This is a genomic window from Streptomyces sp. NPDC055287, from assembly GCF_053646035.1.
Genome location: NZ_JBSHNE010000003.1, coordinates 199,410 through 224,353 on the forward strand (window position 1 = coordinate 199,410; position 24,944 = coordinate 224,353).

Annotated in this window: 21 protein-coding genes; 9 read left to right on the forward strand and 12 right to left on the reverse strand. The window is 70.8% G+C overall.

Annotated elements, in window-relative coordinates:
- Window positions 1-2,760, forward strand: coding sequence for a fumarate reductase/succinate dehydrogenase flavoprotein subunit (locus ACWIHY_RS07095; protein WP_454374601.1), 2,760 nt, complete (start codon window positions 1-3; stop codon window positions 2,758-2,760).
- A gap of 73 nt (window positions 2,761-2,833) precedes the next feature.
- Here ACWIHY_RS07095 and ACWIHY_RS07100 read toward each other — a convergent pair whose 3' ends face one another.
- From ACWIHY_RS07100 to ACWIHY_RS07115, 4 genes are all read right to left on the reverse strand, one after another.
- A complete protein-coding gene (locus ACWIHY_RS07100; RefSeq protein ID WP_454374602.1) occupies window positions 2,834-3,700 on the reverse strand; it encodes a glutathione S-transferase C-terminal domain-containing protein in 867 nt (288 codons plus the stop codon).
- Window positions 3,701-4,049: 349 nt separating this feature from the next.
- Entirely contained in the window at window positions 4,050-5,057 is a 1,008-nt protein-coding gene (locus ACWIHY_RS07105) for an isopenicillin N synthase family dioxygenase (protein ID WP_454374603.1), read from the reverse strand.
- A 110-nt stretch (window positions 5,058-5,167) separates the two neighbouring features.
- Window positions 5,168-7,279, reverse strand: a complete 2,112-nt coding sequence (locus ACWIHY_RS07110; protein WP_454374604.1) for a SpoIIE family protein phosphatase — start codon at window positions 7,277-7,279, stop codon at window positions 5,168-5,170.
- Between the two features lie 103 nt (window positions 7,280-7,382).
- Window positions 7,383-8,018: a TetR/AcrR family transcriptional regulator gene (locus ACWIHY_RS07115; RefSeq protein ID WP_454374605.1), complete on the reverse strand. Its 636-nt coding sequence runs from the start codon at window positions 8,016-8,018 to the stop codon at window positions 7,383-7,385.
- Between the two features lie 138 nt (window positions 8,019-8,156).
- Here ACWIHY_RS07115 and ACWIHY_RS07120 point away from each other — a divergent pair, with 138 nt between their 5' ends.
- The gene (locus tag ACWIHY_RS07120; RefSeq protein ID WP_454374606.1) at window positions 8,157-8,807 is read left to right on the forward strand and encodes a DUF5701 family protein; all 651 of its coding nucleotides are present in this window, start codon (window positions 8,157-8,159) and stop codon (window positions 8,805-8,807) included.
- 24 nt (window positions 8,808-8,831) lie between these two features.
- Here ACWIHY_RS07120 and ACWIHY_RS07125 read toward each other — a convergent pair whose 3' ends face one another.
- The 4 genes from ACWIHY_RS07125 to ACWIHY_RS07140 all read right to left on the reverse strand — a co-directional run bounded on the left by ACWIHY_RS07125 (window position 8,832) and on the right by ACWIHY_RS07140 (window position 14,830).
- A complete protein-coding gene (locus tag ACWIHY_RS07125; protein ID WP_454374607.1) occupies window positions 8,832-9,800 on the reverse strand; it encodes a ThuA domain-containing protein in 969 nt (322 codons plus the stop codon).
- Window positions 9,797-12,010 carry an RICIN domain-containing protein gene (locus tag ACWIHY_RS07130; protein ID WP_454374776.1) on the reverse strand — a complete coding sequence of 738 codons (2,214 nt, stop codon included), beginning with the start codon at window positions 12,008-12,010 and terminating at the stop codon, window positions 9,797-9,799. The genes ACWIHY_RS07125 and ACWIHY_RS07130 overlap by 4 nt, the downstream gene beginning before the upstream one ends.
- A gap of 157 nt (window positions 12,011-12,167) precedes the next feature.
- Window positions 12,168-13,556 (reverse strand): ricin-type beta-trefoil lectin domain protein, encoded by a 1,389-nt coding sequence (locus ACWIHY_RS07135; RefSeq protein WP_454374608.1) that lies wholly within the window; start codon window positions 13,554-13,556, stop codon window positions 12,168-12,170.
- Window positions 13,553-14,830: a lectin gene (locus ACWIHY_RS07140; protein ID WP_454374609.1), complete on the reverse strand. Its 1,278-nt coding sequence runs from the start codon at window positions 14,828-14,830 to the stop codon at window positions 13,553-13,555. Before ACWIHY_RS07140 ends, ACWIHY_RS07135 begins: the two co-directional genes overlap by 4 nt.
- 296 nt (window positions 14,831-15,126) lie before the next feature.
- Here ACWIHY_RS07140 and ACWIHY_RS07145 point away from each other — a divergent pair, with 296 nt between their 5' ends.
- On the forward strand, window positions 15,127-15,291 hold the full coding sequence (locus tag ACWIHY_RS07145; RefSeq protein ID WP_454374610.1) for a hypothetical protein: 165 nt from the start codon (window positions 15,127-15,129) through the stop codon (window positions 15,289-15,291).
- Between the two features lie 132 nt (window positions 15,292-15,423).
- On the opposite strand, the gene ACWIHY_RS07150 is transcribed toward ACWIHY_RS07145, so the two are convergent.
- Entirely contained in the window at window positions 15,424-16,191 is a 768-nt protein-coding gene (locus ACWIHY_RS07150; RefSeq protein ID WP_454374611.1) for a LysR family substrate-binding domain-containing protein, read from the reverse strand.
- 57 nt (window positions 16,192-16,248) lie between these two features.
- On the opposite strand from ACWIHY_RS07150, the gene ACWIHY_RS07155 reads away from it, so the two are divergent.
- Entirely contained in the window at window positions 16,249-16,653 is a 405-nt protein-coding gene (locus ACWIHY_RS07155; protein WP_454374612.1) for a DUF5997 family protein, read from the forward strand.
- 128 nt (window positions 16,654-16,781) lie between these two features.
- Here the strand turns inward: ACWIHY_RS07155 and ACWIHY_RS07160 are convergent, their stop codons facing one another.
- Window positions 16,782-17,699, reverse strand: coding sequence for a hypothetical protein (locus ACWIHY_RS07160; protein WP_454374613.1), 918 nt, complete (start codon window positions 17,697-17,699; stop codon window positions 16,782-16,784).
- Window positions 17,700-18,296: 597 nt separating this feature from the next.
- Window positions 18,297-19,112 (reverse strand): penicillin acylase family protein, encoded by an 816-nt coding sequence (locus ACWIHY_RS07165; protein WP_454374777.1) that lies wholly within the window; start codon window positions 19,110-19,112, stop codon window positions 18,297-18,299.
- A gap of 90 nt (window positions 19,113-19,202) precedes the next feature.
- On the opposite strand from ACWIHY_RS07165, the gene ACWIHY_RS07170 reads away from it, so the two are divergent.
- The 5 genes from ACWIHY_RS07170 (at window position 19,203) to ACWIHY_RS07190 (ending at window position 24,170) form a co-directional block, all read left to right on the forward strand.
- A complete protein-coding gene (locus ACWIHY_RS07170; RefSeq protein ID WP_454374614.1) occupies window positions 19,203-19,859 on the forward strand; it encodes an isochorismatase family protein in 657 nt (218 codons plus the stop codon).
- A gap of 66 nt (window positions 19,860-19,925) precedes the next feature.
- A complete protein-coding gene (gene argC / locus ACWIHY_RS07175) occupies window positions 19,926-20,960 on the forward strand; it encodes an N-acetyl-gamma-glutamyl-phosphate reductase (protein ID WP_454374615.1) in 1,035 nt (344 codons plus the stop codon).
- A complete protein-coding gene (gene argJ / locus ACWIHY_RS07180) occupies window positions 20,957-22,108 on the forward strand; it encodes a bifunctional glutamate N-acetyltransferase/amino-acid acetyltransferase ArgJ (protein WP_454374616.1) in 1,152 nt (383 codons plus the stop codon). Before argC ends, argJ begins: the two co-directional genes overlap by 4 nt.
- The gene (gene argB / locus ACWIHY_RS07185) at window positions 22,105-22,989 is read left to right on the forward strand and encodes an acetylglutamate kinase (RefSeq protein WP_454374617.1); all 885 of its coding nucleotides are present in this window, start codon (window positions 22,105-22,107) and stop codon (window positions 22,987-22,989) included. Before argJ ends, argB begins: the two co-directional genes overlap by 4 nt.
- Window positions 22,986-24,170: an acetylornithine transaminase gene (locus ACWIHY_RS07190; RefSeq protein ID WP_454374618.1), complete on the forward strand. Its 1,185-nt coding sequence runs from the start codon at window positions 22,986-22,988 to the stop codon at window positions 24,168-24,170. Before argB ends, ACWIHY_RS07190 begins: the two co-directional genes overlap by 4 nt.
- A gap of 72 nt (window positions 24,171-24,242) precedes the next feature.
- Here the strand turns inward: ACWIHY_RS07190 and ACWIHY_RS07195 are convergent, their stop codons facing one another.
- Window positions 24,243-24,719 (reverse strand): GNAT family N-acetyltransferase, encoded by a 477-nt coding sequence (locus tag ACWIHY_RS07195; RefSeq protein WP_454374619.1) that lies wholly within the window; start codon window positions 24,717-24,719, stop codon window positions 24,243-24,245.
- Between the last annotated feature and the right edge of the window lie 225 nt (window positions 24,720-24,944).

Genomic DNA, 24,944 nt, shown 5'->3' on the forward strand with positions numbered 1-24,944 from the left:
ATGGACATCCCCTCCCTCACGGACGCGGAGGAACTCTCCTGCGACGTCCTCGTCATCGGCGGCGGCACCGCGGGAACGATGGCCGCGCTTACCGCCGCCGAGCACGGCGCGAACGTCCTGCTCCTGGAGAAGGCGCACGTCCGCCACTCCGGCGCGCTGGCCATGGGCATGGACGGCGTCAACAACGCCGTCGTCCCCGGCCACGCCGAACCCGACGACTACGTCGCCGAGATCACCCGCGCCAATGACGGCATCGTGGACCAGTCCACCGTCCGGCAGACCGCGGTCCGCGGTTTCGCGATGGTCAAACGCCTGGAGTCGTACGGCGTGAAGTTCGAGAAGGACGAACACGGTGACTACGCGGTCCGCCAGGTGCACCGCTCCGGCTCGTACGTGCTGCCCATGCCCGAGGGCAAAGACGTCAAGAAGGTCCTCTACCGGCAGTTGCGCCGCCGCGAGATGCGCGAACGCATCCGTATCGAGAACCGCGTCATGCCGGTGCGCGTGCTGACCGGCGACGACGGCCGGGCGGTGGGAGCGGCCGGTTTCCACACCCGTACCGGCGCGTTCGTGACCGTACGGGCCGGCGCGGTGATCCTCGCGACGGGCGCGGCCGGCCGGCTCGGCCTGCCCGCTTCCGGCTACCTCTACGGCACGTACGAGAACCCCACCAACGCCGGTGACGGGTACGCCATGGCGTACCACGCCGGCGCCGAGCTCACCGGCATCGAGTGCTTCCAGATCAACCCGCTGATCAAGGACTACAACGGTCCGGCCTGCGCCTATGTCGCCAACCCATTCGGCGGCTACCAGGTCAACCGGCACGGCGAACGGTTCGTCGACTCCGACTACTGGTCCGGCCGGATGATGGCCGAGTTCAGGGACGAGCTGGCGTCCGACCGGGGGCCGGTCTACCTCAAGCTCAGCCACCTGCCCGAGGAGTCGGTGGCGGCTCTGGAAGGCATCCTGCACTCGACCGAGCGCCCCACCCGGGGCACGTTCCACGCGGGCCGCGGCCACGACTACCGCACCCACGACATCGAGATGCACATCTCCGAGATCGGCCTGTGCGGCGGCCACTCGGCCTCGGGCGTACGCGTGGACGACCACGGCCGCACCACCGTGCCCGGCCTGTATGCCGCCGGGGACCTCGCCTGTGTCCCGCACAACTATATGATCGGCGCGTTCGTCTTCGGTGACCTCGCGGGCGAGGACGCCTCGCGGAACCGGGCGTACAAGGGCGAGCTGTCCTCCGAACAGCTGCGGGACGCGCATGAGTTGATCTACCGGCCGCTGCGCCACCCCGACGGCCCGCCGCAGACCCAGGTCGAGTACAAGCTCCGCCGCTTCGTGAACGACTATGTGGCACCGCCCAAGTCGGGCGCCCGGCTGTCCCTCGCGGTGGAGCACTTCGAACGGATGCGCTCCGAGATCGCCGGTATGGGCGCGGCGACCCCGCACGAACTGATGCGCTGCGCGGAGGTGGGCTTCATCCGGGACTGCGCCGAGATGGCGGCCCGTGCGTCGTTGGCACGGACGGAGTCGCGCTGGGGGCTGTACCACGAGCGTACGGACCATCCGCGCCAGGACGACCAGGACTGGCTGCACCATCTGGATCTGCGCAAGTCCCCCTCCGGGGCGATGGAGTTCACGGCCCGGCCGGTGGAGCCGTACCTCGTCCCGGTCGACGAGTACGCCCCGGTCGGCGGCCCGTCCCGGCATCTCGGCGAGATCGCGCTGGAACAGGTGGCGACGGCCGGCCCGCGCGAGGTCGCGCCGACCGGCTCGCGTCTCGCCGCGGCGCCCGTACACACCAGTCACCGGCCCGCGACCGCGTCTCCGCGCATCCTGGAGCTCCTGGCCCTCGCCGACGGACAGCCCGCACTGGACGCACTCGCGCCGTACGTGGCGGACCCCGACCCGGCGGTGCGCCGCGCCGCGGTCGCGACGCTCACGGAGACCACACCGGACGGCACCGGCCCCGCGCTGGCCGGGGCCTTGGCCGACTCCGACGCGGGAGTGCGGGCGGCCGCCGCGGACTCGCTGCGCGAACTCGTGGAGACGCTGGCGCCGGAACCGGAACTGCGGGACCTGCTCGTGGCAGCGCACGCGTCCGGCGACCCGGTGGTGCGTACGGCCGCCTCGGCCGTACTGCGCGCTCTGCGCCTCGGCGACGCCGGCCTGTTCGCCGCCGGCCTGGCGGACCCCGATCTGGCCGTACGCGTCGAAACGGTCCACGCCCTGGTCTCGGTCAACGCCGTGGAGGCGCTGGCCACGGCCGCGGGGGACTCGGACCGCGAAGTGCGGGTCGCGACGGCGAAGGGTCTGGCGGCGGTGGCGGCCTCGGCTGCGTACGGCACAGCGGACGACGAAGCCGCGCCCGACCGCCCGGTGAGCGTCCTCGGGACACTGGCGCGGCTGGTACGCGACCACGATCCCCTGGTGCGCGCCGCCGCGTTCGAGGCGCTCGGCTCGACAGGCTGCCCACCCGCCCTCGCGGACACGGCCGTTTCGGCCCTCGCCGACGCGGCCTGGCGCGCCCGCGCGGGAGCGGCGGCCTCCCTGAGCGCGGCGGATCCCGAGGTGGCGGTCCCGGCACTGGCCAAGGCGCTCGACGACGCCAACGCCGATGTCCGCAAGGCCGCGGTGCTCGCCCTGCTCCGGCACCGGGCCGACGACCGGGCCCGCGCGGCACTGGCGACGGCCACGGGCGACCCGGACGCCGACGTACGCGCGTACGCGTCACGGAGCCGTGTCTGAGCCGGACTTCGGCGGGTGCGGGATGAGCGGCGGGTGCGGGATGAGCGCTGGGTCCGCCGGCTCGGGCTCGGGCTCAGCCGGGCTGCCGGGCGGTCCCGCGAGGGACGTGGGCCGCCCAGTCCACGATCGGCACGGCCGCACCCGCCGCCTCGCGGCCCCGGCAGCGGGCGTGGTGCCGACGGGCGATGGCGGCCAGGTCGAGGTGCGGCCCGAAAGCGGGGTGCGCCCCCAGTCGCCGGGCGTATGCCCACAGGCCCGACCGGGCGGCGATACGGTGCACCGCTGCCGCGTCCAGATGGCAGCGGTGCACGCAGTCCAGTTCCACCAGCGCCACCCACACGTCCACGTCGGCCGCCGTGATGCCGGTGCCCGAGATGTGGGCCTGGTGCTTCAGTCGTCGCTCGAGTGAGTCCAGCGCCCCCAGCAGCGTCCGCAGAGGGGCTTCGTGATCACGGCCGTCGATGCCCAGTTCACCCGCGTGCTGCGCGGCGGCGCCGATGCCCGCGTCACAGAGCCGGCCGATCGCCTCGATGTCGTCCCGCGCGTCCTGCGGGTAGAGGTCGGGGCCGTCGCCTCCGAACCGCAGGGCCAGGTCCCGCAGGATGTCCGGCGTGTGGGTGCTGACGATCCGACCGGTCCAGTTGTCGCCCAGCGCGGGCGCGGTGGCCGGTCCGGGATGGTGGTGCGAACTGGCCTCGTAGAACGGCCGCAGGACGGAGTACCCACCGCCCTGTTCGTCGGGCGTGGCGGGCAGAAGTGTCACCGGGAGTACGTCCCCGAGACCGAGAAGGCTGTGCGCCACCGCGATCCGCAGGCTGTCGGGACAGGCGGGCGAGAGGTACAGCCGGTACCGGTGCGGTACGGCGTAGTGACCGCTGCGGGCGTCACGGCCGATCCTCCCGCGGAAGACGGACACGGCTGTGGAGGATGTGGCGGACATACGTCTCCTGGGGCAGGTCGAAGTGCGTGTGTGAGGAAGGGAATGACGCCTGCGGCGGCCCTGTGCCCGCAGCGCTGCTCCTTGACGGCTCAGCGGCGGGCTGTACTCGCCGCGCTGCACACACGCAGCAGATCGATGTGGCGGCGTGAGGTCAGCAGCAGCGGCAGCCGTACGGCGCAGCCCGCACCCGTCGCTGAAAGCCCCATCACGTCCGCCTGTTCGCCCGCTGTGTCTGCTCGCCCGGTGTGTCTGCCCCGAGTGTCGGAGCACTTCCCGACGCCGTCAAGAGTGCGTGCCCCGCGCTGTACTCGATCCGCCCACCCGCCGGACCCGGACGCCCCACCGGGCCTCAGCCGGCCGCCAGTTCGGGGTGGTGGCGGCGGGCGACCTGCGGGTGGGCCCGTATCCAGCCCTTGAGTTCGTTGCGTCCGTACTCGGCGTGCAGGGGGTTGGTGTGGTCGTGCTTGATGCCCGGCGCCTGCCGCAGATAGGGGCCGGGCACCGTGTCGATGACCGCGTCCAGCCGCGGGTTGTAGAAGAACGGCACCGAATAGCGTTCCACCGCTCCCAGCGGGCTGACGACCCGGTGGTCGGTGGCCGACAAGTAACCCTCGGTCGCGATCTCCAGGAGTTCCCCCAGGTTGACCACGAAGGCCCCCGGGATGGCCGGCACATCCAGGAAGCCGTCGCCGCGGCGCACTTGGAGCCCGCCCACACCGTCCTGGAGCAGCAGCGTGAGGAAGCCGTAGTCCTTGTGCGCGCCCACGCCCTGACCGCCGCCGACGGGAGCGGATCCGGGGTAACGGATCAGCTTGGTGTGCAGGTGCGGGCGGTCGGCGAAGGCCTCGTCGAAGAAGTCCGCCGGCGCTCCGACGGCCGCGAGCAGCTCCCGCAGCAGCCGGTGGGCCACCGTGGCCAGCCGCTCCTGCCAGGCGAGTACGCCGGTCCGCAACTCCGGCAGCGCGGCGGGCCACTGGTTGGGGCCTTCCAGCCAGAGGTACGCCGGGTCGCCCGGGCCCACCGCGACAGCGGGCCGCTCCGCGCCCACGTCCAGCTGTTCGCGCCAGTCGGACCGGCCGCCGGTGAGCTCGTGGCCGACCCGTGTGTAGCCCCGGAAGTGCGGCGAGTTCAGGTTGCTGACCGCGACCCGGTCCGCCTCCGGCAGTGCGAAGAACGCTCTGGTCAGACCGGAGATCCGGTCCATCTCAGCCGCGCTGACGCCATGGCCGGTCAGATGGAAGAAACCGACTTCGTGAGCGGCGTCGTGCAGGCGGCGTCGAAACGCGGCCCGGGTCGCGGGGGCGTCGGCCGTGGACAGATCGATGACGGGCAGCGAGCTGGGGGAAACAGTCGGCATGGACGGCATGATGGCCTTCCGTTCCTGATGTGACGAGGCCCTGCTCCCGAAGTTGGCGGGATCGCGAGGGACGTCCGCGGGCGGCGGCACGGGCGGCCGACGACCAGTCCTCAGCCTCCGTCCGGGTCGGTGCCGATCAGGAGGAGCGCGATGTCGTCGTGGTGGGAGGGGGTCTCGGGGCGCCGGACAAGCGTGTCGGCCACGGCGGCCATGGTGCGGTCACGGCACTGCGTCAGGCGCTGGGCCAGCGCCGAGACGGCGTGGTCGATGTCGACGCCGGGTGCTTCCACCAGGCCGTCGGTGTACAACGCCAGAACGGAGCCGGCGGGCAGGGCCATGTCCAGCGTGCGGTACCGGGCCGCCGGGTCGATCCCCAGGAGCAGCCCGGCTGGGACCGGTACCACCTCCGTGTGTCCGTCGGGGTGGCGGAGCAGAGGCGGGGGGTGACCGGCGCTGGCCAGTTGGATGCGGCGGTCGGCCAGGTCGATGTGTGCGTACGTACAGCTGGTGAACAGGCCGGTGTCCAGGTCCGTGAGCAGCCGGTTGGTGCGGGCGAGGACCTCGTCGGGCGGCGCACCCGCCGAGGCGTGAACGGCGGTGCGGACCTGCCCCATGAGGGCGGCTGCCTCGACGTTGTGCCCCTGTACGTCTCCGATGGCGGCGGCAGCGGTCGTGTCGTCGAGGCGGATGAAATCGTAGAAGTCCCCTCCGACACCCATGCCGTGTCCGGCGGGGAGGTATCGGGCTGCCACGTCGAGTCCCTCGACGTGGGGCAGCGTGTGAGGCAGGAGGCTGGCCTGCAGGCTGTGGGCGAGTTGGTGCTTGGCGTCGTAGAGACGTGCCCGGTCGAGTGCCTGCGCGATCAGGCCGGCCAGTGAACTGAGGATGGCGCGTTCCCCCGGGGCGAAGGGGTGGGGCCGAGCGTAGGCGAGGACGAGGGAGCCGACGGGGCGGCCGGACGCGACCAGCGGCAGAAAGGCCCACGCCTGCATGTCTCCCAGGATGACGGCGGAGGGACAGGCGCGGTGGAGTTCCTCGGGGCTGGCGAAGAACAGAGGCATTCCGGTGGTCAGTACTCGCGCGTTGGGGGCGTCGGAATCGAGGGGAGCGGCGTCGAACCGGTCCAGGAGTTCGCTGGTGTGGCCGCGGTAGCCGACGACCTTCAGGCGTCCCTCTTCCGCCACGAAGATCGTCAGCGCCTGGGCGCCCAGGGCGGGGATGAGCTGGTCGGCGGCCTGGTCCACGACATCGCGTACCTCGGCGGCCTCGGTGAGCGTGGCGGCCAGGTGCATCAGGTGATAGAGAGCGGTCGCCCGGCTCGGCATCGACGCGGAAGCGGGCGGGCTCGAAACGTCGTCACTGTTCTCCGGTGCGGTGGTGGGCGTGATCCGCACGCTGGTGCCGGTGGCGTCGGCATGGAGGTCGAACGACAGCCAGTGGGAGGGCGGGCGCAGGACGGTGAAGGACGTGCTCTGGCGGCTGATCACCGCGGCGCGGTAGCGGTCCTCGACGGTCGGGTTGTCCATCCAGGGCAGCGCCTGCCACGGCAGTGCTCCCACCAGGTCGTCGGCGTCGACCCCCAGAAGTTCGGCGGATGCGGGAGTGATCAGGGTGATGCGGCCGTTCAGGTCCAGCCCGCAGCTGCCGCCCGGCAGGCGGTCGATGAATGCCACCGCGGCCGCGGCCTCGGCCGGGCCGGGTGTGCGGCCTTCCGCCAGCGGGAGCATGCGGGGCCGATGCTCGGGAAGCATGGGGCTGCCGCTTTCGGCGGCGTGCAGGATCAGCCGACCGAGGCGTTCGCACCCGGTGCGCACCGCCTCGCGTTCCCGTTCCCCGAGCTGCTCCGGATACGAGCCGGGCCACAGCAGCACCAGCCCTCCCAGGGGTGTCGCGCCCTGGGCGATGGGGGCGGCGGCCACGGTGAACTGGTAGGGCAGGACGAGCGCCGGCCTCGGGTAGCGACGGCCCATCTCCTCCTGCCCGCCGATCCAGATCAAGCGCCGTTCCTTCACGGCGTCGGCCACGGGAATCGGATCCGTCAGCGCGACCCGTTCCCACGGCGCGGTGAACTCCCGGGCGACTCCGCCGAGCACGGCGAGATGGAGAGCACTCTCCCCCGGCGGCAACAGGTACACCATGGCGGCGGACGCGCCGGTGTCACGGATGATGTCGGTCGTGACCGGTTCCAGCAGCCGCACTCCGGATTCGGCAGAGCCCTGCATGCGCTCACTCTCCTCCGGCGGCACGCGGATGCACCCATAACGTGACAATACGCCGACTGGCGCCGGGGCCGCCGGGCGGGGCGCCCTCGGCACCCCGCCGTACTCACTTCACGGCATACCCGGCGAGCGAGCCCTCCAGCAGGCCGAAGACGCGGTGGGCCGAGGCCGTCACTGTCTCGGCGATCCGCTCGTTGCTCCGCCCGTCGAGCGTGAGCTCCTGGATGTGCTGGAACAGGACGCGGTGCGCGCCACCCATCTGGGCTGCCGCCGCCCGGGGGATGATGTCGTCGGGCGCGACCCCGGTCTCCGCGGCGAGGAGCCCGGCAAGCGCGCCCTCCCGCAGGTCCTGCAGGTCGCGCAGGCGGGCGAGCAGCGTGGGACTGTCCGCGATCATCCGGGCGAACACCTCTCCGGAGAACCCGGTGACCGGGTCGTGCCGTTCCGCTGCGTCGAGGAACGCCCGCCGCAGCGCGGCGAGCGCCGACTCCCCCTCGGCCCGGCCCGCCACCGTACGGGCGAGCCCCGCGACGAACTCGTCCTGATGATCGAAGGCCAAGTCCTCTTTGCGGGCGAAGTAGTTGGTGACCGTCTTCTTGGCGACCCTGGCGGCCGCGGCGATCTCGGCGATCGTCGTGGCCTCGAAGCCGTTCTCGATGAACAACCGGGTCGCGTGGTCGGAGATGAGCTGCCGGGTCTCTTGCTTCTTGGACTCGCGGAGCCCCATCGGTTCGATACTCATGGGGCAATCTTACATCCGTGGCAAGTTTGCGCTTGACGAATGATCGACGCCGGGGCTAAGTTTACGTCCGTAGCAAATTTCCACCGAGCATCAAGACTCTGTGGCCAGTTCCGCCCGGTCAACGCAGGAAGGCCCCACATGACCGATTTCGACGCAGGCACCGAATTCGACCGCCAGGTCGACACGCTGGCCGACATGGGATATCCGGCCCTCGCAGGGATGACCGAGACCGCGTTCCGCGGCCTCGTCGAACCACTGCGCGCCACCGTTCTCGCCAGGGCGGCAACGCTGGAGCCGCCGGCCGAGGGCAAGATCCCCTTCCTGCTGGTGGTCACCAGGGCGCTCGTCCCCCTCGAGGAGTCGGTGCCGCTGACCACGCTCGCCGGCAAGAGTGCCCCCGGAGTCATCGAACGCTTCTACGCACCCGGTGAACTGGAAAGATTCGTCACGCTCAAGGAACTGGCCGTCCCCGAAGGGGAGGTGTACGTCGCCTTCGACGTCGACCGGGGCGAGGAATTCTGTGGCGTCGTTCCGCTGAACGCGCTGGAGGCTATCGCGGAGCGGGACCGTACGCCGCTCACCATCGAGGAGGGCATTGCGCTCATCACCCAGTACCCCCGGGCTCTCGCCAAGAACAAATGCTTCTCGCTGGGCGGGACGCGCCTCGGCGACCGCCGCGTCCCGGCCCTGTGGATCAGCAAGGGCGCTCCGAAACTGGGGTGGTGCTGGGAGGGAAACCCGCACACCTGGCTCGGCATGGCTTCGGCCGGCGGCCGCGGTCATTCCTGACCGCGGCCGGCGGGCCGCAGTACCTCAGGGCTGAGCGTTCAGATGAAAGCTCTGCGCGGCGGAGTCGTCACAGGCGCGCTGCACCAGCTGCACGCTGTTCGCCGGACTTCCCGTCGTGCTCAGGCACTTGCCGCTGTGCCGCCACGCCGTTTCGGAGATCGGATCGGACGGCGCGGGGCCGCCGCCCCCGCCGCCGAGCCACTTGAGCCCGTCGACGAGGAAGCGGTTCTGCGTGGGACTCGCGAACGTCGAGGACAGCCGTGTGTTGGAGCCGTAGTCCATGGCGTTGTGCCCGAAGTTGGCGTACAGCATCCTGTACTGGGTGTTGGTCCACAGGATCGGGTAGTGGCCGTTGTACCAGGACTGGTTCGGGTCCGTACCGAGGGGGAAACTCGTCGGGTCGACCGATGCGAGGATCTTGATGTCCGGGTTGGTCCGCAGGTCGTTGGACCAGCTGTACCACTCGCTGACCGACGAGGTGAACGTCGCGGGCAGGCCGGTGGTCGAAGGATGCGTCCGGTCCTCCGTGCGCAGCACCGCGGTCGTCGGCCCCCAGGTGTTGGACCTGAAGTTCCCGCTGCCGAGGAACTGGTTGTGGTACCAGGGCCAGGCACCCGCGTTGGTGGTGAACGCCGAGGAGTGGAAGCCCATCCAGCCGCCGCCGGCCCGCATGTACCGCTCGAAGCCGGTCCGCTGGGCCGCCGTCTTCGGCGCGTCGTCCAGGAACAGCACCACCTGGTACTCGTTCACCCCTCCGTTCGCGAGCAGCTCCCAGTTGGTGGTCGCCGTGTAGCTGAAGTCGTTCTGCGCGGCGGTTCGCGGGAACCACTCGTTGGCTTCTCTTACGAAGTCGATGTGTGCGGAGTCCCAGGTGCCGTTGTAGAAGGCGATCACCTTGAAGGCCGCGGCCTGGGTCCCGGCCTGGGCCGGGGCCGCCGTCACCCCCAGCAGCATCGCCAGCAGGACCAGCAGCCGTGCCACGAGCCGCCTCACGGGTAGCTCACCAGGTTGGCCACATTGGTGGACGAGTTGGAAGGACCGCCTCTGTCGTTGATGACGTGCCGGATGGTTCCGGTGCCGCCGAGCGACACGGTCACCATGTTCTGGAAGCGGACGTTCGGGTTGCTGGGGGCCTCGAAGGCGCGCTCGGCGGTGACGCTCGGGTTGACGTTGAAGAAGCAGTAACTGCCGAGCCCGTACGCCTGGTGGCTGGTCACCGAGTTCGCGACCTTGTACGCCGAGTAGCCCTGGGTGGAGCCGTTCATCCAGGCTGCCTGGTCCGGCGGGTCGTACGGCATCTCGTTCTGGTAGAAGTACGTCCGCCCGCCGTTGCCGTTCCAGATCGTCTGGTGCTTCTGGTAGTGCTCGACGAACAGGCCGTACATGGTCACGTCGTCGCCGTTGACGACGAGTCCCGTGTCCGCCGTATTGCTGTTCCAGCCGATGCCGCTGCCATGGTCGCCGCGCCAGATCCACATGTGGTCGCCGATGACGTGGTCACTGTTGACGACCAGGCTCGTCGTCGCCCTGCCGACGGCCGCGCCGCCGACCCGGAAGTAGACGTCGTGCAGAGAGGTGGGGTTCGCCGCGTGGCTCGCGGCGGCGCCCGCCGGGCCGACCTCCATCAGTGTCTGCGAGTTGGCGGTGCCGGCGTCGAAGAGGACACCCGCGACCTTCACGCCGTCGACGTCGGCGACCGTCATGGCCGTGACACCGTTGTCAGGGATGAAGGTGGCGAGGCCGAGACCGAGGACGACGGTGTCGGGGCGGGTCACCTTCAGGGTCTGGTTCAGGTGGTAGACACCGGGGGTGACCAGCAGGTTCTTGCCGTCGGCCAGTGCGGCGTTGATCTGCGCGGCCGTTGCTCCGGCCTTGACGACGAAGAACTGGTCCATGCCGAGCGAGCTGCCCGCCGCGTTCCCGTTCGCCCAGCTGGTGGCCGAGGAGTTAGTGCGCAGGGACGGTACGAACACCTGATACGCGCCCGCGCCGTCGACGTAAAGGAAGGGCTTCTCCCGGACCGTCGGGGTCTGGTTCACCGTGGTGTACGGCGGGTTGGGGAAGCTGTTGCCCGGCACGCCCTGGCTGCCGACGAACACCATGTTCCAGTTGGAACCGGTCCAGCCGCCGAGCTGGGAGTTGCGGGTCAGCCACTGCTGCTGCGTGCCGGACCGCACCTGACCGTCGATCTTGCTGTCGGCCATGAACCCGCCGCTGGACCAGCCGCCGTCACTCAGCTCCAGATTGCCGCGGACATGCATGCGCCGGTACCCGGACGCCTGCGAAACCGCCCAACGGTCGGTGCCGCCCGTCGGGTTCACCGACAGGTTCTCGGCGCCGCGCCAGAAGTTCTGGGTGGCGTTCTGCGGCGGGAACCAGTCCGCCTCCACGTGCACGGCGCCGTTGATCGTGACCGAGTCGGGCGACTGGCCGAGGCCGAGGACCTGGGTGTAGAAGCCGACGTTCACGTCGTTGCTGTACGTACCCGGCTTGAACATCACCGCGTAGCGCTGGGAGCCGAACTGGTTGGTCTCCTGTTGCTGGAAGATGGAGTTCAGCCGGCTCTGGATGGTGGACGGCGGCATCGACGGATCGAAGACGACCACGTTCGGGCCGAGGTCGACGTCCCCGGGCGCGGTGTTCACGGGGGCGACCTGGAAGCGCTGGGCCGCCGTGCCGTTGCAGGTGTACTGGACCAGCTGGACGCTGTCGGCCGTCGAGGCGGACGGCACGTCCAGGCACTTGCCGCTGTGGCGGTTGACGAAGTGGTATGCGCCGCCGCCCTCGTCGACGGCCTGCCACTGCTGGTTGTTGCCGCCGCCGTACGCCCACAGGTGCACGGCCGCGTTGTCGGCCGAGGACGTGCCACTCACGTCGACGACCTGATTGCCCTCGTTGCGGTTGCCGATCCGCACGTAGCCGTCACTGGTCGGCGTGAAACTCCACTGCTGCGCGGTGCTGTTGTTGCAGGCGTACTGCTGCACCGCCGTGCCGTTCACGGTCGCGGCCGCCCGCGCGTCCAGGCACTTGCCGCTGCCGGAGTTCACGACCGTGGACCAGCCCGTGGGCAGGGCGGCGGCCGCCTCCGCGGAAGCCTTCGGGTGGGCGGCCCGGGGGGCGGCGGCCCGGCTGGGCTGGACGGCGGTGAGCACCGAGGCGGCCGAGGCTGCGACCACGAAGGCAGCGACCCAGGGCCGGGTGATGCGGGCCCGGCTTGCGCTGCGGCGAACCGCTCCGGGCGTTCGCGGGTATCTGAGCACGTTGTCTCCTGTGCCGGCTGTGCGGCATGAGTGGGGGGCTGGGCAGAGGGGGCGGGCAGGGAGGACGGGCGGAGAGGAAGGCTGGGCAGGGAGGGGTGGGTCAGCCGTAGTACTGGGCGAAGACGCGGGTGAAGTCCCACGGCTGCTGGGAGACGCCCGAGCAGGTGTCGGCCCCGCCGCCGGTGCAGGGTCGGTCCCGGTTGACGGACCAGAAGGTCAGCCGCGCGAGGTGGCGCTGCTGGGCGTAGCCGAGAATGGTGCGGAAGTCGTCGACGGTCACCGTCTCGCCGTTGTCGGTGATGCCGTTCATCGACGAGATGCCGGTGTGCCGGTAGGCGGCATCGTCCGCATACCCGTAAGCGTTCTTGACCGCGTTCTTGAGGCCTTCGGCCGCCTGGACGGTGAGCCGGCCCATGTTCTGGCCGGCGCCGCCGAAGTTGAACGGCATGATCGTCCAGCTGTCCACGGTCAGACCGGACGCGGCTGCCTTGCTGATCAGGCTGCTGTCGGGGCCGTTCTGCCCGGTGCCGAAGGTGACGTACACCTTGATGCCGGGGTTGTTGGCCTTGACGGTCTTGAGCGCGTCGACCGTGCGCTGCTGGACGGTCGGGCTGTCGTACGCCGCCGCCTCGATGTCGATGTCGATCGCCTTGAGGCCGTAGGCGTTGATGACCTTCTGGTACGCCGCGGCCAGGTCGCCCGCGCTGCCGCAGGAGCTCTCCAGCTTGTTGCCGCTCCAGCCGCCGAAGGACGGGATGACGTCGCCGCCGTTCGCCCGCACGGTGCTGACCGTCTGCTGGTCGACACCTCCGGTCAGCGGACGGCTGCCGTCCCACTGCGGGTCGCAGTAGCCGTTGCTGAGGACGAAGGCGAGCGTGAACCACTTGACGCCGGTCGCGTTCGTCACGGTGGTGGGGCTCGGCGGGCTGCCCCAGCCGTTGTAGAGGTAGGGCGCCACGGCCATGGCTCCCGGCCCGGGCGCCGGGGTGCTCCCCCCGCTCGGCGCCGTCCACTTCTGGTTGGCGGCGCCCGTACAGCTCCAGATCTGCAGCCGGGTGCCGTTGGCCGAGCTGTTGCCCGTCGCGTCCAGGCACTTGTCGGCCTGCGGGTTGACGATGTCGCGGGCCGCGGTGACCCACCACTGCTGGGCGGCGCTGCCGTTGCAGTCCCACAGCTGGGTCCGGCTTCCGTCGGCGGTACTGCCCGATGCCACGTCCAGACACTTGCCGAGCGCGCGGATCGTGCCGTCGCTTGCGACGTTCCACTGCTGTGCGGTGGTGCCGTTGCAGTCGTGGAGCTGTACGGCGGCGCCGTTGGCGCTGCTCGCCCCCGCGACGTCGACGCACTTGCCGCCCAGCCCGGTGATCCGGCCGGTCGCCGCTGCCGCGCCGCTCGCGGGGCCGGCGGTGAGGCCGGTGACGAGCACGGCGGCCGCCGCCGTGCCCAGCGCACCGCGCACCGATGACCTGCGATGGAGCCTCGTGATCACCGGGTCACCGTCCACTTCTGGTTGGCGGCGCCCGTACAGCTCCAGATCTGCAGCCGGGTGCCGTTGGCCGAGCTGCCGCCCGAGGCGTCCAGGCACTTGTCGGCCTGCGGGTTGACGATGTCCTTGGCTTCGGGGACGGCCCACCGCTGGGCGGCGGAGCCGTTGCAGTCCCACAGCTGGACCGGCGTACCGTCGGCCGTGCCTCCCGACGCGACGTCCAGGCACTTGCCGAGCGCGCGGATCGTGCCGTCGGAGCCCACGCTCCAGCGCTGGGCGTCGGTGCCGTTGCAGTCGTAGAGCTGTACGGGCGTGCCGTTGGCGCTGTTGGCGCTGGGTACGTCCACGCACTTGCCGCCGACGCCGGTGATGGGACCGGCGCCGCCCGGCTGGCCGCCGTCGGTGCTGACCCGCACGTAGTCGACGAGGAGCTGCTGGGGGAAGGCCGTGCTGCCGTCGGGGTCTCCAGGCCAGTACCCGCCGACGGCGAGGTTGAGGATCAGGAAGAAGGGCTTGTTGAAGACCCACTGCTTTCCGCCGAGGTCGGCGGGCGTGCGTCGCTGGTAGACGGTGCCGTCGACGGACCAGGTGATCGCGTTCGGACTCCAGTCGACGGCGAAGGTGTGGAAGGCGTCGGCGAACGCCTGGCCGCCGGGCAGGGTGTATCCGGCGCCGATGCCTCCGGAGCCGGAGTACCCGGGGCCGTGGAGGGTGCCGTGGACCGTGGAGGGTTCGAAGCCGACGTTCTCCATGACGTCGATCTCACCGGAGTTGGGCCAGCCGACCTGGCCGATGTCGTTGCCCAGCATCCAGAAGGCGGGCCACATGCCCTGTCCGCGCGGGATCTTCATCCGGGCCTCGACGCGGCCGTACGTCGTGGTGAACCTGCCGGCCGTGTTCAGCCGTGCGGAGGTGTACTCACATCTCCCGTACCAGCACTGGTAGTTGACCAGGTTCTCACGGCGGGCGGTGATGACCAGGTGGCCCTGGCCGTCGAGGGCGGCATTGCGGTTGCCCGCGGTGTAGTACTGCCGCTCGTGGTTGTTGACGTTGTCGCCCGTCTCGGTCTGCCACTTCCCGCCGTCGACGGCGGAGCCGGCCGGCCCGTCGAATTCGTCGGAGAACGTGACGGCGGCCGCCGCGGCCGCGGCGGCGGGAGCGGGGGGCTTCGCCGCGGGCGCGGGCGCGCCGTGCGCCAGTCCGGTGGACAGCGACGCGAGGGCGAGGACCGGTACGAGGGACAGCAGCAGGCGCCGGCGTAGGTGTGGGGAGTCCATGACTCTCCCTTCCATGAGCATGACGGAATAGCCTGTTATTGGCATGCATATGACAGGCAAGGGCGCGAGGGGGGAACCGAGTGGTCGATGCGCCGACAGGGGTGGGGGGTGCGAAGTCGAGCTGGGGGGAACTTAGTTCACTACGTGATTTAAGGAGTGAACACAAACCCTGTCAAGGGCTTGGTGTGGACCACATTCATGAACGCAGGCGTACGAGGTGAACCGCGGTGCTCGACCAGCCGCCTCCGACAAGTCCGGCATCAGGCCGTACCCGGCCATCACGGCACCGTGGCGCAATGCCCCGTGCGGGTGTCGCGACAGCGCGCGGATGGAAACGGAACCGCATCGGGACGCTCCGCCTGGTCAGCTGGTTCGGTACGTCGGTGACCCAGACGGCCATCGCCCGCGCCGGGCAGATCTGGCCGAAGGCGTGCGTACCCCTGCACGACCTGGTGCGATGACCCGCGTGCGCCACCGCACCCGCACCCGCAGCACAGACGCCACCCGCCGTCCGGGCCGGCTCGCCGTACTGATCGTCCCCGTGACCATCGACGATCTCGCCTGCGACCGCCGGCCCGCCTGAGCCCGCCTGGTTAGGACCGGCGGCGGGGTTTGCCCCGCTTGCCGCCCTTCGGGCCGCCGGAACCGCTCCGGGGGTTCTTGCCGGCCGGTTTCCCGGCCGCGGTCTGGCGCGGCGTCGCCCCGCGTGCGGCTGGGGCCTTGCGCTTCTTCTCCGCCGGGGCGGCCGGGGGGCGGCCGCGGGTGCTGTTGACGGTCCGCCCGCGGACGATCCCGATGAATTGCTCCACCAGGTCGGTGGTTTCGTCCTGCGGCCACGACAGCGCGACGCGCGACTGGGGGGCGTCCGACACCGGCAGATAGGTGAGGTCTCTGCGGTGGTGCAGGCGGGCGAGCGACTGGGGGACGACAAGCAGGCCGATTCCCGCCGCCACCAGTTCGACGGCGTCCGCCGTCGTGGCGGGGCGCTCGTTCGCGGGCTGTCCCGGCCGGTGCTCCCACACCAGGGTGTCGTCGAGGGGGTGGAGCACGATGTCGTCGGCGAAATCCTCCGTGGACACCTCGTCGGCCGACGTCATGGGGTGGTCCTTCGGGAGCACCACCACAGTCGTCTCGGTGTAGAGGGGGATCGCGCTGAGATCCGTCCGGTCGACCGGCAACCGTACGAAACCCGCGTCGGCGCCGCCGCCCCTGAGTACGCCGAACACCTCGGCGGCGGTCACGCCGACGAGGGTCAGTGGGACGTCGGGCAGCCTCTCGTTCCAGATCCGAACCCACTTGGTGGGCATCACTCCCGGCACATACGCGAGGCGGAACGAAGGGGTTACTTCCGAGCCAGTCACCCCGCCAGGTTACCTTCATGGTCGGAGGCAGCACGCACGCTCGATACTCTTGACACCATGACGTCGCACCAGAGCACCCAGACAATGAAGCCCGCCACCGCGGCGAAGAAGCTGGGTGTGTACCTCGAGGCCACCCCCGCCGAGTTCCAGGAGGGTGTGGTTTCGCGCACCGAGCTGAACGCCCTCCAGGCCAATCCGCCCGAGTGGCTGGTGGAGCTCCGCCGCAGCGGCCCGCACCCCCGGCCCGTGGTCGCGGCGAAGCTGGGCATCTCCATCGCCGGTCTCGCGCGGGGCGGTGTCACGGAACCCCTCACCACCGAGCAGATCGAAGCCCTGAAGGCGGAGTCTCCCGAGTGGCTCCAGAAGGAACGCGCCACGCAGGCCGAGGTCCGCAAGGAAGCGGCGCGTATCAAGGAGAAGAACGCGGAGCGAGCCGACCGCCCCGCCCAGCCGGGTTCCTGACCGCCCCGGGCACGGTTCGTGCCCGGCAGTGGGGGCCGGCGTGGCGGATGGGACAGCGCTCGCCGAACACCTGGTGGTGATCCGGGCCGGACGCCGCGAAGCCTTCGCGTGCCCTGCGGAAACCGGGGTCAGGCTCCGCAGAACGGCATGGTCCGCACGTACCCGCCGAGGTTCTCGTCGTCGGTGCCGAGGAGGGCACCGGCGGACCCGGGCAGACACTCCACTGCCTCGATCTTGTACTGCGGGAACGTCCCGAGCAGGGTCGGGGGCGCCGCGAGCGTGACCCGCACGCGGCCCGCCGCCGACACGGTCACCCGGCCCGCGTCGCTCACCGCGGAGTCGAACGGGCCGTCGTCGCCGGCGTCCGCCGCCGAGCTCACAACGATCCGGCCGGAACCGGTCACCGAGATGTCCGAAACGTGTCGCGTGCCGCCGTCGGTCGGGTACGGCGCCCGGTAGGCCCGGCGCGTCACAGCGCCGAACTGCGGCTGGCCCCATGGGGCGAACGTCAGGGGCGCCGCGTAGAGCGTGGCGGGCCGGTCCGCGCCTGCTCCCCGGTCCGCCCACAAAGCGGCGAGCTTCCCGTTCTGGGCGACGACCGCGAAGCTCTCGAAGTCGTCGCCCTCGCCGATCGCCGGCAGTGGCGCGTAGTCGACGACCGCCGCCGTGGGGCCGGCGACCTTCAGGCGGTAGACGATGCCACGGCCGGCGAGCGCCAGGTATTCCCCCGGCATTCCGGGAATGGCCTCGATGGCCTCCAGATCGACGGGCTCCGGCCCGTCCCAGGTGATCGGGGAGATGCCGTCGGAGCCCTCCCAGTGGGTGATCCGGGACAGACGCCGCTGCCCCGTCCGCTTGTTGTCGTGCACGACCAGCACGTGGACCCCGGCTCCGTCTCCGTCTCCGTCTCCGGCAGGACCCTCGTACGCGAGGCCGCTGACACCGCTGCGGGCATCGTCGCCGACCTTCTGCCATGCGTCGTCCGCACCGGCCTGCGTGGTGCCGAGCACCGTCAGCAGCATGACCGCCGCGGTGCGCCAGGCCATGCGCTGGAACATCGGAAGCTTCACCGGGGTCGCTCGCCTTCTCTGTCCGACAGACGCGAGGTCACGCGCCGGGCGTCAGGTTATTGATCACGGCGGCAGCGGCACAGCGACGGTTACGCCATTCGCCGGAGCGCGGTCGAACTCGGCGCGCACGCCCCGCAATCCCCGCAATCCCCGCAACAGTCCTACGGCCCGAGGCGACAATGGGGCGCAGTTCCCGACCTCGGGCCTTCTCGGGACCGAGGACGCCTCACCCCCCGACGAGTGTGTCCACGACGGCCCGCGCCACCCGCGCCACCCGCTCGGTCGGTCGATCCCGCTCTCGTCGGTGTGCGTCGACGAGAGAGTCTCGACCCACAGCGGCCGCAGCGGGTCGTCGGGCTCGGTGCCGAGGTTCCACTGTGCTGGACACCACCGGCATCTCCATGAGCGTCAACTACGGCCTGGAGAAGGTCCGTTTTCCCGCCCCCGTACCGGTCGGCGCGAAGCTGTGCCTGCACGGCACGGTCGACTAGGGCAACGGCGTACAGATGGAACTGACCTTCACCGTGGAGGTCGAGGGCGGCACCAAGCCGGCCTGACTGTCCTCGACTCCCCTCAGTCCTCTTCGGTGAGCCGAGCGAAATCGGTGATGACGGGAACGAGTTCGCCGCGAACCCACAAGGGCAGCTGGTCGCGGTGGTGTGCGTCCAGCGGGATTCCGCGAGCACCCAGGGGGACGATCCAGAGGCTGCTCTCACGGCGGGAGAGATCCCAGACGTACCGGGCGGACGGGCCTCGTGGGCTGAGATCGGTGACGCCGGGCGTGCTCGAGGTGGCCAGTACGCAGGGTCCGCCCCACGCCACGGGTTCCGCGTCGGCGACCTCGTCCATGGCGGCGCGGACGATGTCCGGGACGGCAAGGCCGGGGAGTCGGCACGTGGTCAGCAGGTTCTCCGACGCGAAGGCAACCTTCGGGGTGAGAGTCAGCCAGGGTTCGAACACGGAGGGATACGGCGGGGGTACGGCGAGGCTCTTCAGCTGCGCGGCGGCCGCGATCCGCCGGCTGACGGCCGAACGCAGGCGCGCGTAGTCCGCCGCGGCAATGCTGTCGGCGTCCATGTGGCGGTCCCAGGACAACAGACGTGCCCTCAACCGCTTGGCGTCCGGGCCGAGATCGTCGAGTCGCGCCACCTGTTCCAGCAGCGGCCCCGCTGCCGCGAGGTACGTGTCCATGTGGATGGCCGTCACGCCTTGGGCCGTCCAGTCCCGCGACTCCCGCCCTAACTCGAGGCGTCGACCGGGAGACGGTCGCGAGGTGTCGGACGTGAGTGCGACCTGTCCGGTCACGGCGGCCAATTCACCCCACCCGAGGGGTGCTTGTGCGCGCCGGGTTGCCGGAGCGCGGCTCGACCGGAGGCCCAACCCGCCCATTGTCACTTAGGTGAGGCTAAGCTAAGTTCTCGATGTGGGGCGATCCGAGTGCCCGACTGGGCGGACACATCATCAGGGAGGAGATTGCCCATGGGCTTGCCGGTCATCGGCTCCTACCCCATGCCCGACCGCGCCGCGCTCCCTTCGTCCTGCGTTCCGTGGACGATCGATCCGGCACGGGCCGCGCTGTTGGTCCATGACATGCAGAACCACTTCGTCCGGACTTTTCCGGCAGGTCGCTCCCCCGTGGTGGAGCTCGTGGACAACATCGCCGCCCTGCGCGAACTCGCGGACACGCTCGGCATGCCGGTCGTGTTCAGCGCCGAACCGGCTGCGCAGCCGCCCGGCCAGCGCGGATTGCTGGCCGATATCTGGGGGCCCGGCATCGGCCACGAGCCCGACGCCGCCGCGATCGTGCCGGCGCTCACCCCGCGGCCCGGCGAGCACCTGCTGGCCAACGTGCGCCACAACGCATTTCTCCGCAGCCATCTCGGCAGGCTGCTGCGCTCCACGGGCCGCGACCAGCTGATCATCTGTGGCGTGTTCGCACATCTCGGTGTCCTGCTGACGGCGGCGGACGCCTTCATGAACGACATACAGCCCTTCGTCGTCGCTGACGCGGTGGCCGACTTCTCGGCCGAGGAACACGCCATGGCGCTGCGGTGGGCCGCGCGCAGTGGGGTCGTGTCCACTACCGACGGACTGCTGCACGACCTCCTGATCAGCAGGGCGACGCACGGTGCATGACGGGAAATCAGAGACCGGGCCGGGAATCGGCCCGGCATCGAGCAGGCACGAAGAGAGACGAAGAACATGACGTTACGGGTCGCGGTGGCCGGAGCGAGCGGCTACGCCGGAGGGGAGATCCTGCGCCTGCTGGTGTCACATCCCCACGTGGAGATCGGGGTGGTCGCCGCGCACAGCAGCGCGGGCCGCACGCTGGGGGAAGTACAGCCGCACCTGGCCACCCTCGCGGACCGAGTACTCGTCGAGACCTCCGCCGCGTCGCTCGGCGGGCACGACGTGGTGTTCCTGGCCCTGCCGCACGGCCAGTCGGCGGCGCTCGCGGCACAGTTGGGCGCCGACACGCTGATCGTGGACTGCGGCGCGGACTTCAGACTGCGCGACCCGGTCGACTGGGAGCGGTTCTACGGCTCGGCTCACGCCGGCACCTGGCCCTACGGACTGCCGGAACTCCCGGGAGTACGAGAAGAACTCAAAGGCTCGACCCGGGTGGCCGTACCCGGCTGCTATCCGACCGCGGTGACCCTGGCGCTCTACCCGGCCTTCGCCGCGGGCGTGGTGGAACCGGAGGCCGTGATCGTGGCGGCGAGCGGGGCCTCGGGAGCGGGCCGTACGGCCAAACCCCATCTGCTCGGATCCGAAGTGATGGGTTCGATGAGCCCGTACGGAGTCGGCGGCGGCCACCGGCACACCCCCGAGCTGACGCAGAACCTGTCGCGGGTGGCGGGCGAGCGCGTGGCCGTGTCGTTCACACCGACGCTGGTGCCAATGGCCCGCGGCATCCTCGCCACCTGTTCGGCGCGCCTGCGTCCGGGAGCCGGAGCCGGTCCGCGCGAAGTGCGGGCTGTGTACGAGGCCGCCTGTGCCGACGAGCCGTTCGTCCGTCTGCTGCCGTCCGGGCAGTGGCCGTCGACCGCCGCCGTACTCGGCTCCAACACCACGCAGGTGCAGGTTGCGGTGGACGAGCACACCGGTCGCCTGATCTCCGTGAGTGCGATCGACAACCTGACCAAGGGCACCGCCGGCGGCGCGGTGCAGAGCATGAATGTCGCCCTCGGCCTGCCCGAAGGGCTGGGCCTGCCCACGAATGGAGTGGCTCCGTGACCGTGACCGCTGCACAGGGATTCCTCGCGAGCGGTGTGGCCGCCGGGATCAAGGAATCCGGCGATCCCGACCTGGCTCTGGTGGTGAACCGCGGCCCGTCGCGCGCGGCCGCCGGGGTGTTCACCTCCAACCGGGTCCAGGCCGCCCCGGTCCGCTGGTCCCGGCGCGTGCTGGCCGACGGCCGGATATCCGGGGTCGTCCTCAACTCGGGTGGTGCCAACGCGTGCACCGGGCCTGCGGGCGCCGTGGACGCGCGGGTGATGGCCGAGCACACAGCCCGCGCCGTGGGGGTGGGACCGGACGAGATCGCGGTGTGTTCCACCGGGCTCATCGGCGTCCCGTTGCCGATGAACAGGGTCACCGCGGGAATCGACGCCGCCGCCGAGCGGCTGTCGCCCGAGCGGGGTGTGGAGGCGGCTGTCGCGATCAGGACGACGGATTCGGTGCACAAGACGGCGGTGGTCTCCGGGCCGGGCTGGACGGTGGGCGGTATGGCGAAGGGCGCGGGCATGCTCGCGCCCGGGCTGGCCACCATGCTCGTGGTGCTCACGACGGACGCCGACGTGGCCGGGCCGACGCTCGACTCCACGCTGCGAGAGGCCGTTCGTACCACCTTCGACCGGGTGGACTCGGACGGCTGCATGTCCACCAACGACACGGTGCTGCTCCTCGCGTCAGGTGCTTCCGGGGTCGCACCGGACCCAGATTCCTTCGCCGAGGCCGTGCACACGGTCTGTCTGGATCTGGCACGACAGCTGGTCGCGGACGCGGAGGGCGCCTCGAAGGAGATCGAGGTGGAGGTCGTCGGCGCGGCGTCGGAGGAGGACGCCGTGACGGTGGGCCGGTCCGTGGCGAGGAACAACCTGCTCAAGTGCGCGCTGCACGGGGAGGATCCGAACTGGGGCCGGGTGCTGTCGGCGATCGGTACGACGTCAGCCGTCTTCGATCCCGACCGCCTGGATGTGGCCATCAACGGCGTCTGGGTGTGCCGCGCCGGAGCGGCGGGCGCGTCCCGTGACAAAGTCGACCTGTCGGGGCGTCAGATCACGATCACGATCGATCTGCGCTCCGGTGGCGAGTCGGCGGTGATCTGGACCAATGACCTCACCGCGGAGTACGTCCACGAGAACAGCGCGTACAGCTCATGAGCGGGCTCGGAGCGCAAGCGAAGCCGCACCTCTCGCCCGACGCCCTGGAGGAGTTCCAGGGCCGGACGGTCGTGATCAAGTTCGGCGGCAACGCCATGGTGGACGAGGACCTGAAGCGGACGTTCGCCCAGGACGTGGTGGAGCTGTGGCACGCGGGGCTGCGCCCTGTCGTCGTACACGGGGGCGGGCCGCAGATCAGCGCGTTGCTCGACCGGCTCAACCTGGAGGTGCGCTTCGAGGCGGGCCTGCGGGTGACCACTCCCGAGATCATGGACGTGGTCCGGATGGTACTGACGGGCCAGGTCCAGCCGGAACTGGTCGGACTCATCAACAGCCATGGGCCGTTCGCGGTGGGGATGTCGGGCGAGGACGCGCACACCATGACGGCCGTGCGGCGGCCGGCCTGGGTCGACGGTGCGCAAGTGGACATCGGGCTGGTCGGCGACATCGTCGAGGTGAACCCGGACACCGTGCGAACCCTGCTGGACCGGGGTCGTATCCCGGTCGTCTCCCCCGTGGCGCGGGGCGCGGACGGGCTGGTCTACAACGTCAACGCCGATCTCGCGGCGGCGGCCGTGGCGGTGGCCCTCGACGCGGAGAAGCTGGTCGTGCTCACCGACGTCGAGGGGCTGTACGCGAACTGGCCGCACGACACCGAGGTGATCGAGCGTCTGACGGCGGGTGAGCTGGAGAAACTGCTGCCGGAGCTGGCGGGCGGGATGCTCCCCAAGATGGAGGGGTGCCTGCGGGCCGCAGGCGCGGGCGTGCCCATGGCACACGTGCTGGACGGCAGGGTGCCGCACGCGCTGCTGCGGGGGGTGTTCGGCGGCGGCGACGGGTTCGGCACCACCGTGGTCCCCGACGAGGAGGGCGACGCGTGACCGCCGGGACAGTGGGCCGCACGGCCATCACCGATCGCTGGCGTGCCGTGATGATGGACAACTACGGTACTCCGCCACTGGCTCTGGTCAGGGGCGAGGGCAGCACGGTGTGGGACGAGGCCGGGCGTGCGTACCTCGATTTCACGGGCGGGATCGCCGTGAACACGCTGGGGCACGCCCATCCCGCCGTGGTCTCGGCGGTGAGCGCCCAGGTCGCCCGGCTGGGTCACGTCTCCAACCTGTACGTCTCCGAGCCGCCGGTCGCGCTTGCCGAACGGCTGCTGCGGCTGATGGGAAGACCGGGACGGGTGTTCTTCGCGAACTCCGGGACGGAAGCGGTCGAAGCGGCGTTCAAGATCGCCCGTCGGACGGGGCGGCCGCGCCTGGTCGCGACCCAGGGTGGCTTTCACGGCCGCACCATGGGGGCGCTCGCCCTTACCGGGCAACCGGCGAAGCGAGAACCGTTCCTCCCGCTGCCGGGTGAGGTGTCCCATGTGCCGTTCGGTGACGTGACGGCGCTGCGCGCGGCGGTCACGGAAGAGACGGCGGCCGTCTTCATCGAACCGGTACAGGGTGAGGCCGGCGTGCTCCCGGCACCCGAGGGATATCTGCGGGCGGCCCGTGAGATCACCCGGGCCACCGGCACGCTGCTGGTGCTCGACGAGGTACAGACCGGGATCGGTCGCACCGGTCGCTGGTTCGCCCATCAGTCGGTGGAGGGCGCGGACCCCGATGTGGTGACCTTGGCCAAGGGACTGGGCGGGGGGCTGCCGATCGGTGCAGCGGTGGCGTTCGGCCCCGCGGCGGACCTGCTGACACCGGGCCAGCACGGCTCGACCTTCGGCGGCAACCCGGTGGCCTGCGCAGCCGGGATGGCCGTACTGGAGACCATCGAAGCGGAGGGGCTCCTCGCCCATGTGGCGCGCGTGGGTGAGCGGCTGCGGTGCGGCGTCGAGGGGCTGCGGCATCCCCGGGTGAGCCATGTCCGGGGCGCGGGGCTGCTGCTCGGCGTGGTCCTCACCGAACCGGTCGCACCGCTGGTGCGGAAGGCGGCGCAGGACGCCGGCTTCCTCGTCAACGCCATCGGCCCCACGACGGTGCGGCTGGCTCCGGCGCTGACGGTCCGTGAAACGCAGGTGGATGAGCTGATCGCGGCGCTGCCGGGCGCGCTTGACGCCTGAGCCGACGTCACGTGCGGTCGCGGAGCAGGGGCCGGTCCGGAAGCCGCCGGCTTCCGGACCAGGCCCCTGTTGTCAGAGCACGCGGGCGAGAACCTGCGAATTGCGGCGGCGGTCCAGGGAGTTCGCCCAGGACGTCGGCGCGAGACCGGCGCAGGCGGGCGCGAAGCCGTACCGGAGGAAGAGGGCGCCGCCACCGGTCGTCGCGGTGAACAGCGCGTCCAGCGAAAGGGCCGTCGCTTTGGCGAGCGCCGCACGCAGGAGCTGAGCCCCCAGTCCCGAGCCCTGCCTGCGCGGGGCGACGCAGAAGTTGTAGAGGACGCCGGCGGGCCCGCGGCCGCCGGCCGTGTCGGCGTGGTGAACACGCAGGCCCAGGCATCCGTCGAGGGTGCCGTCGCGGGCCTCCACGACCAGGAAGTCACTCGCGGCCGAGGCGTAGAGGGAGAGGGAACGCTCGCGCAGCGCGCCCGAGCGCACGAACGGCCGGGACAGGGCCGCGAGGGCGGCGGCATCTCCGCTCAGCGCGGATCGGACAGGGAGTGGGGCGGGCAAGGTGGGGCGTGACAACCGTGCGCCGGGGCGGGGGGCGGCCGTAATCAAGGGATTCCCTTCCTTCGGTCCCACCCGTGCACGGAGGGCAGCTCAGCCTCCGCGGCACCTGGGACACCAGATCAAGGTAAGGGTAGCCTCACCTAAGCGGTCGGCCAAAACGTGCAACCGTCCCTCGGCGCGGGTGTGCCGGCCCGCCTTCCGCCCACCCCTTCCGTCCGGCCTCGT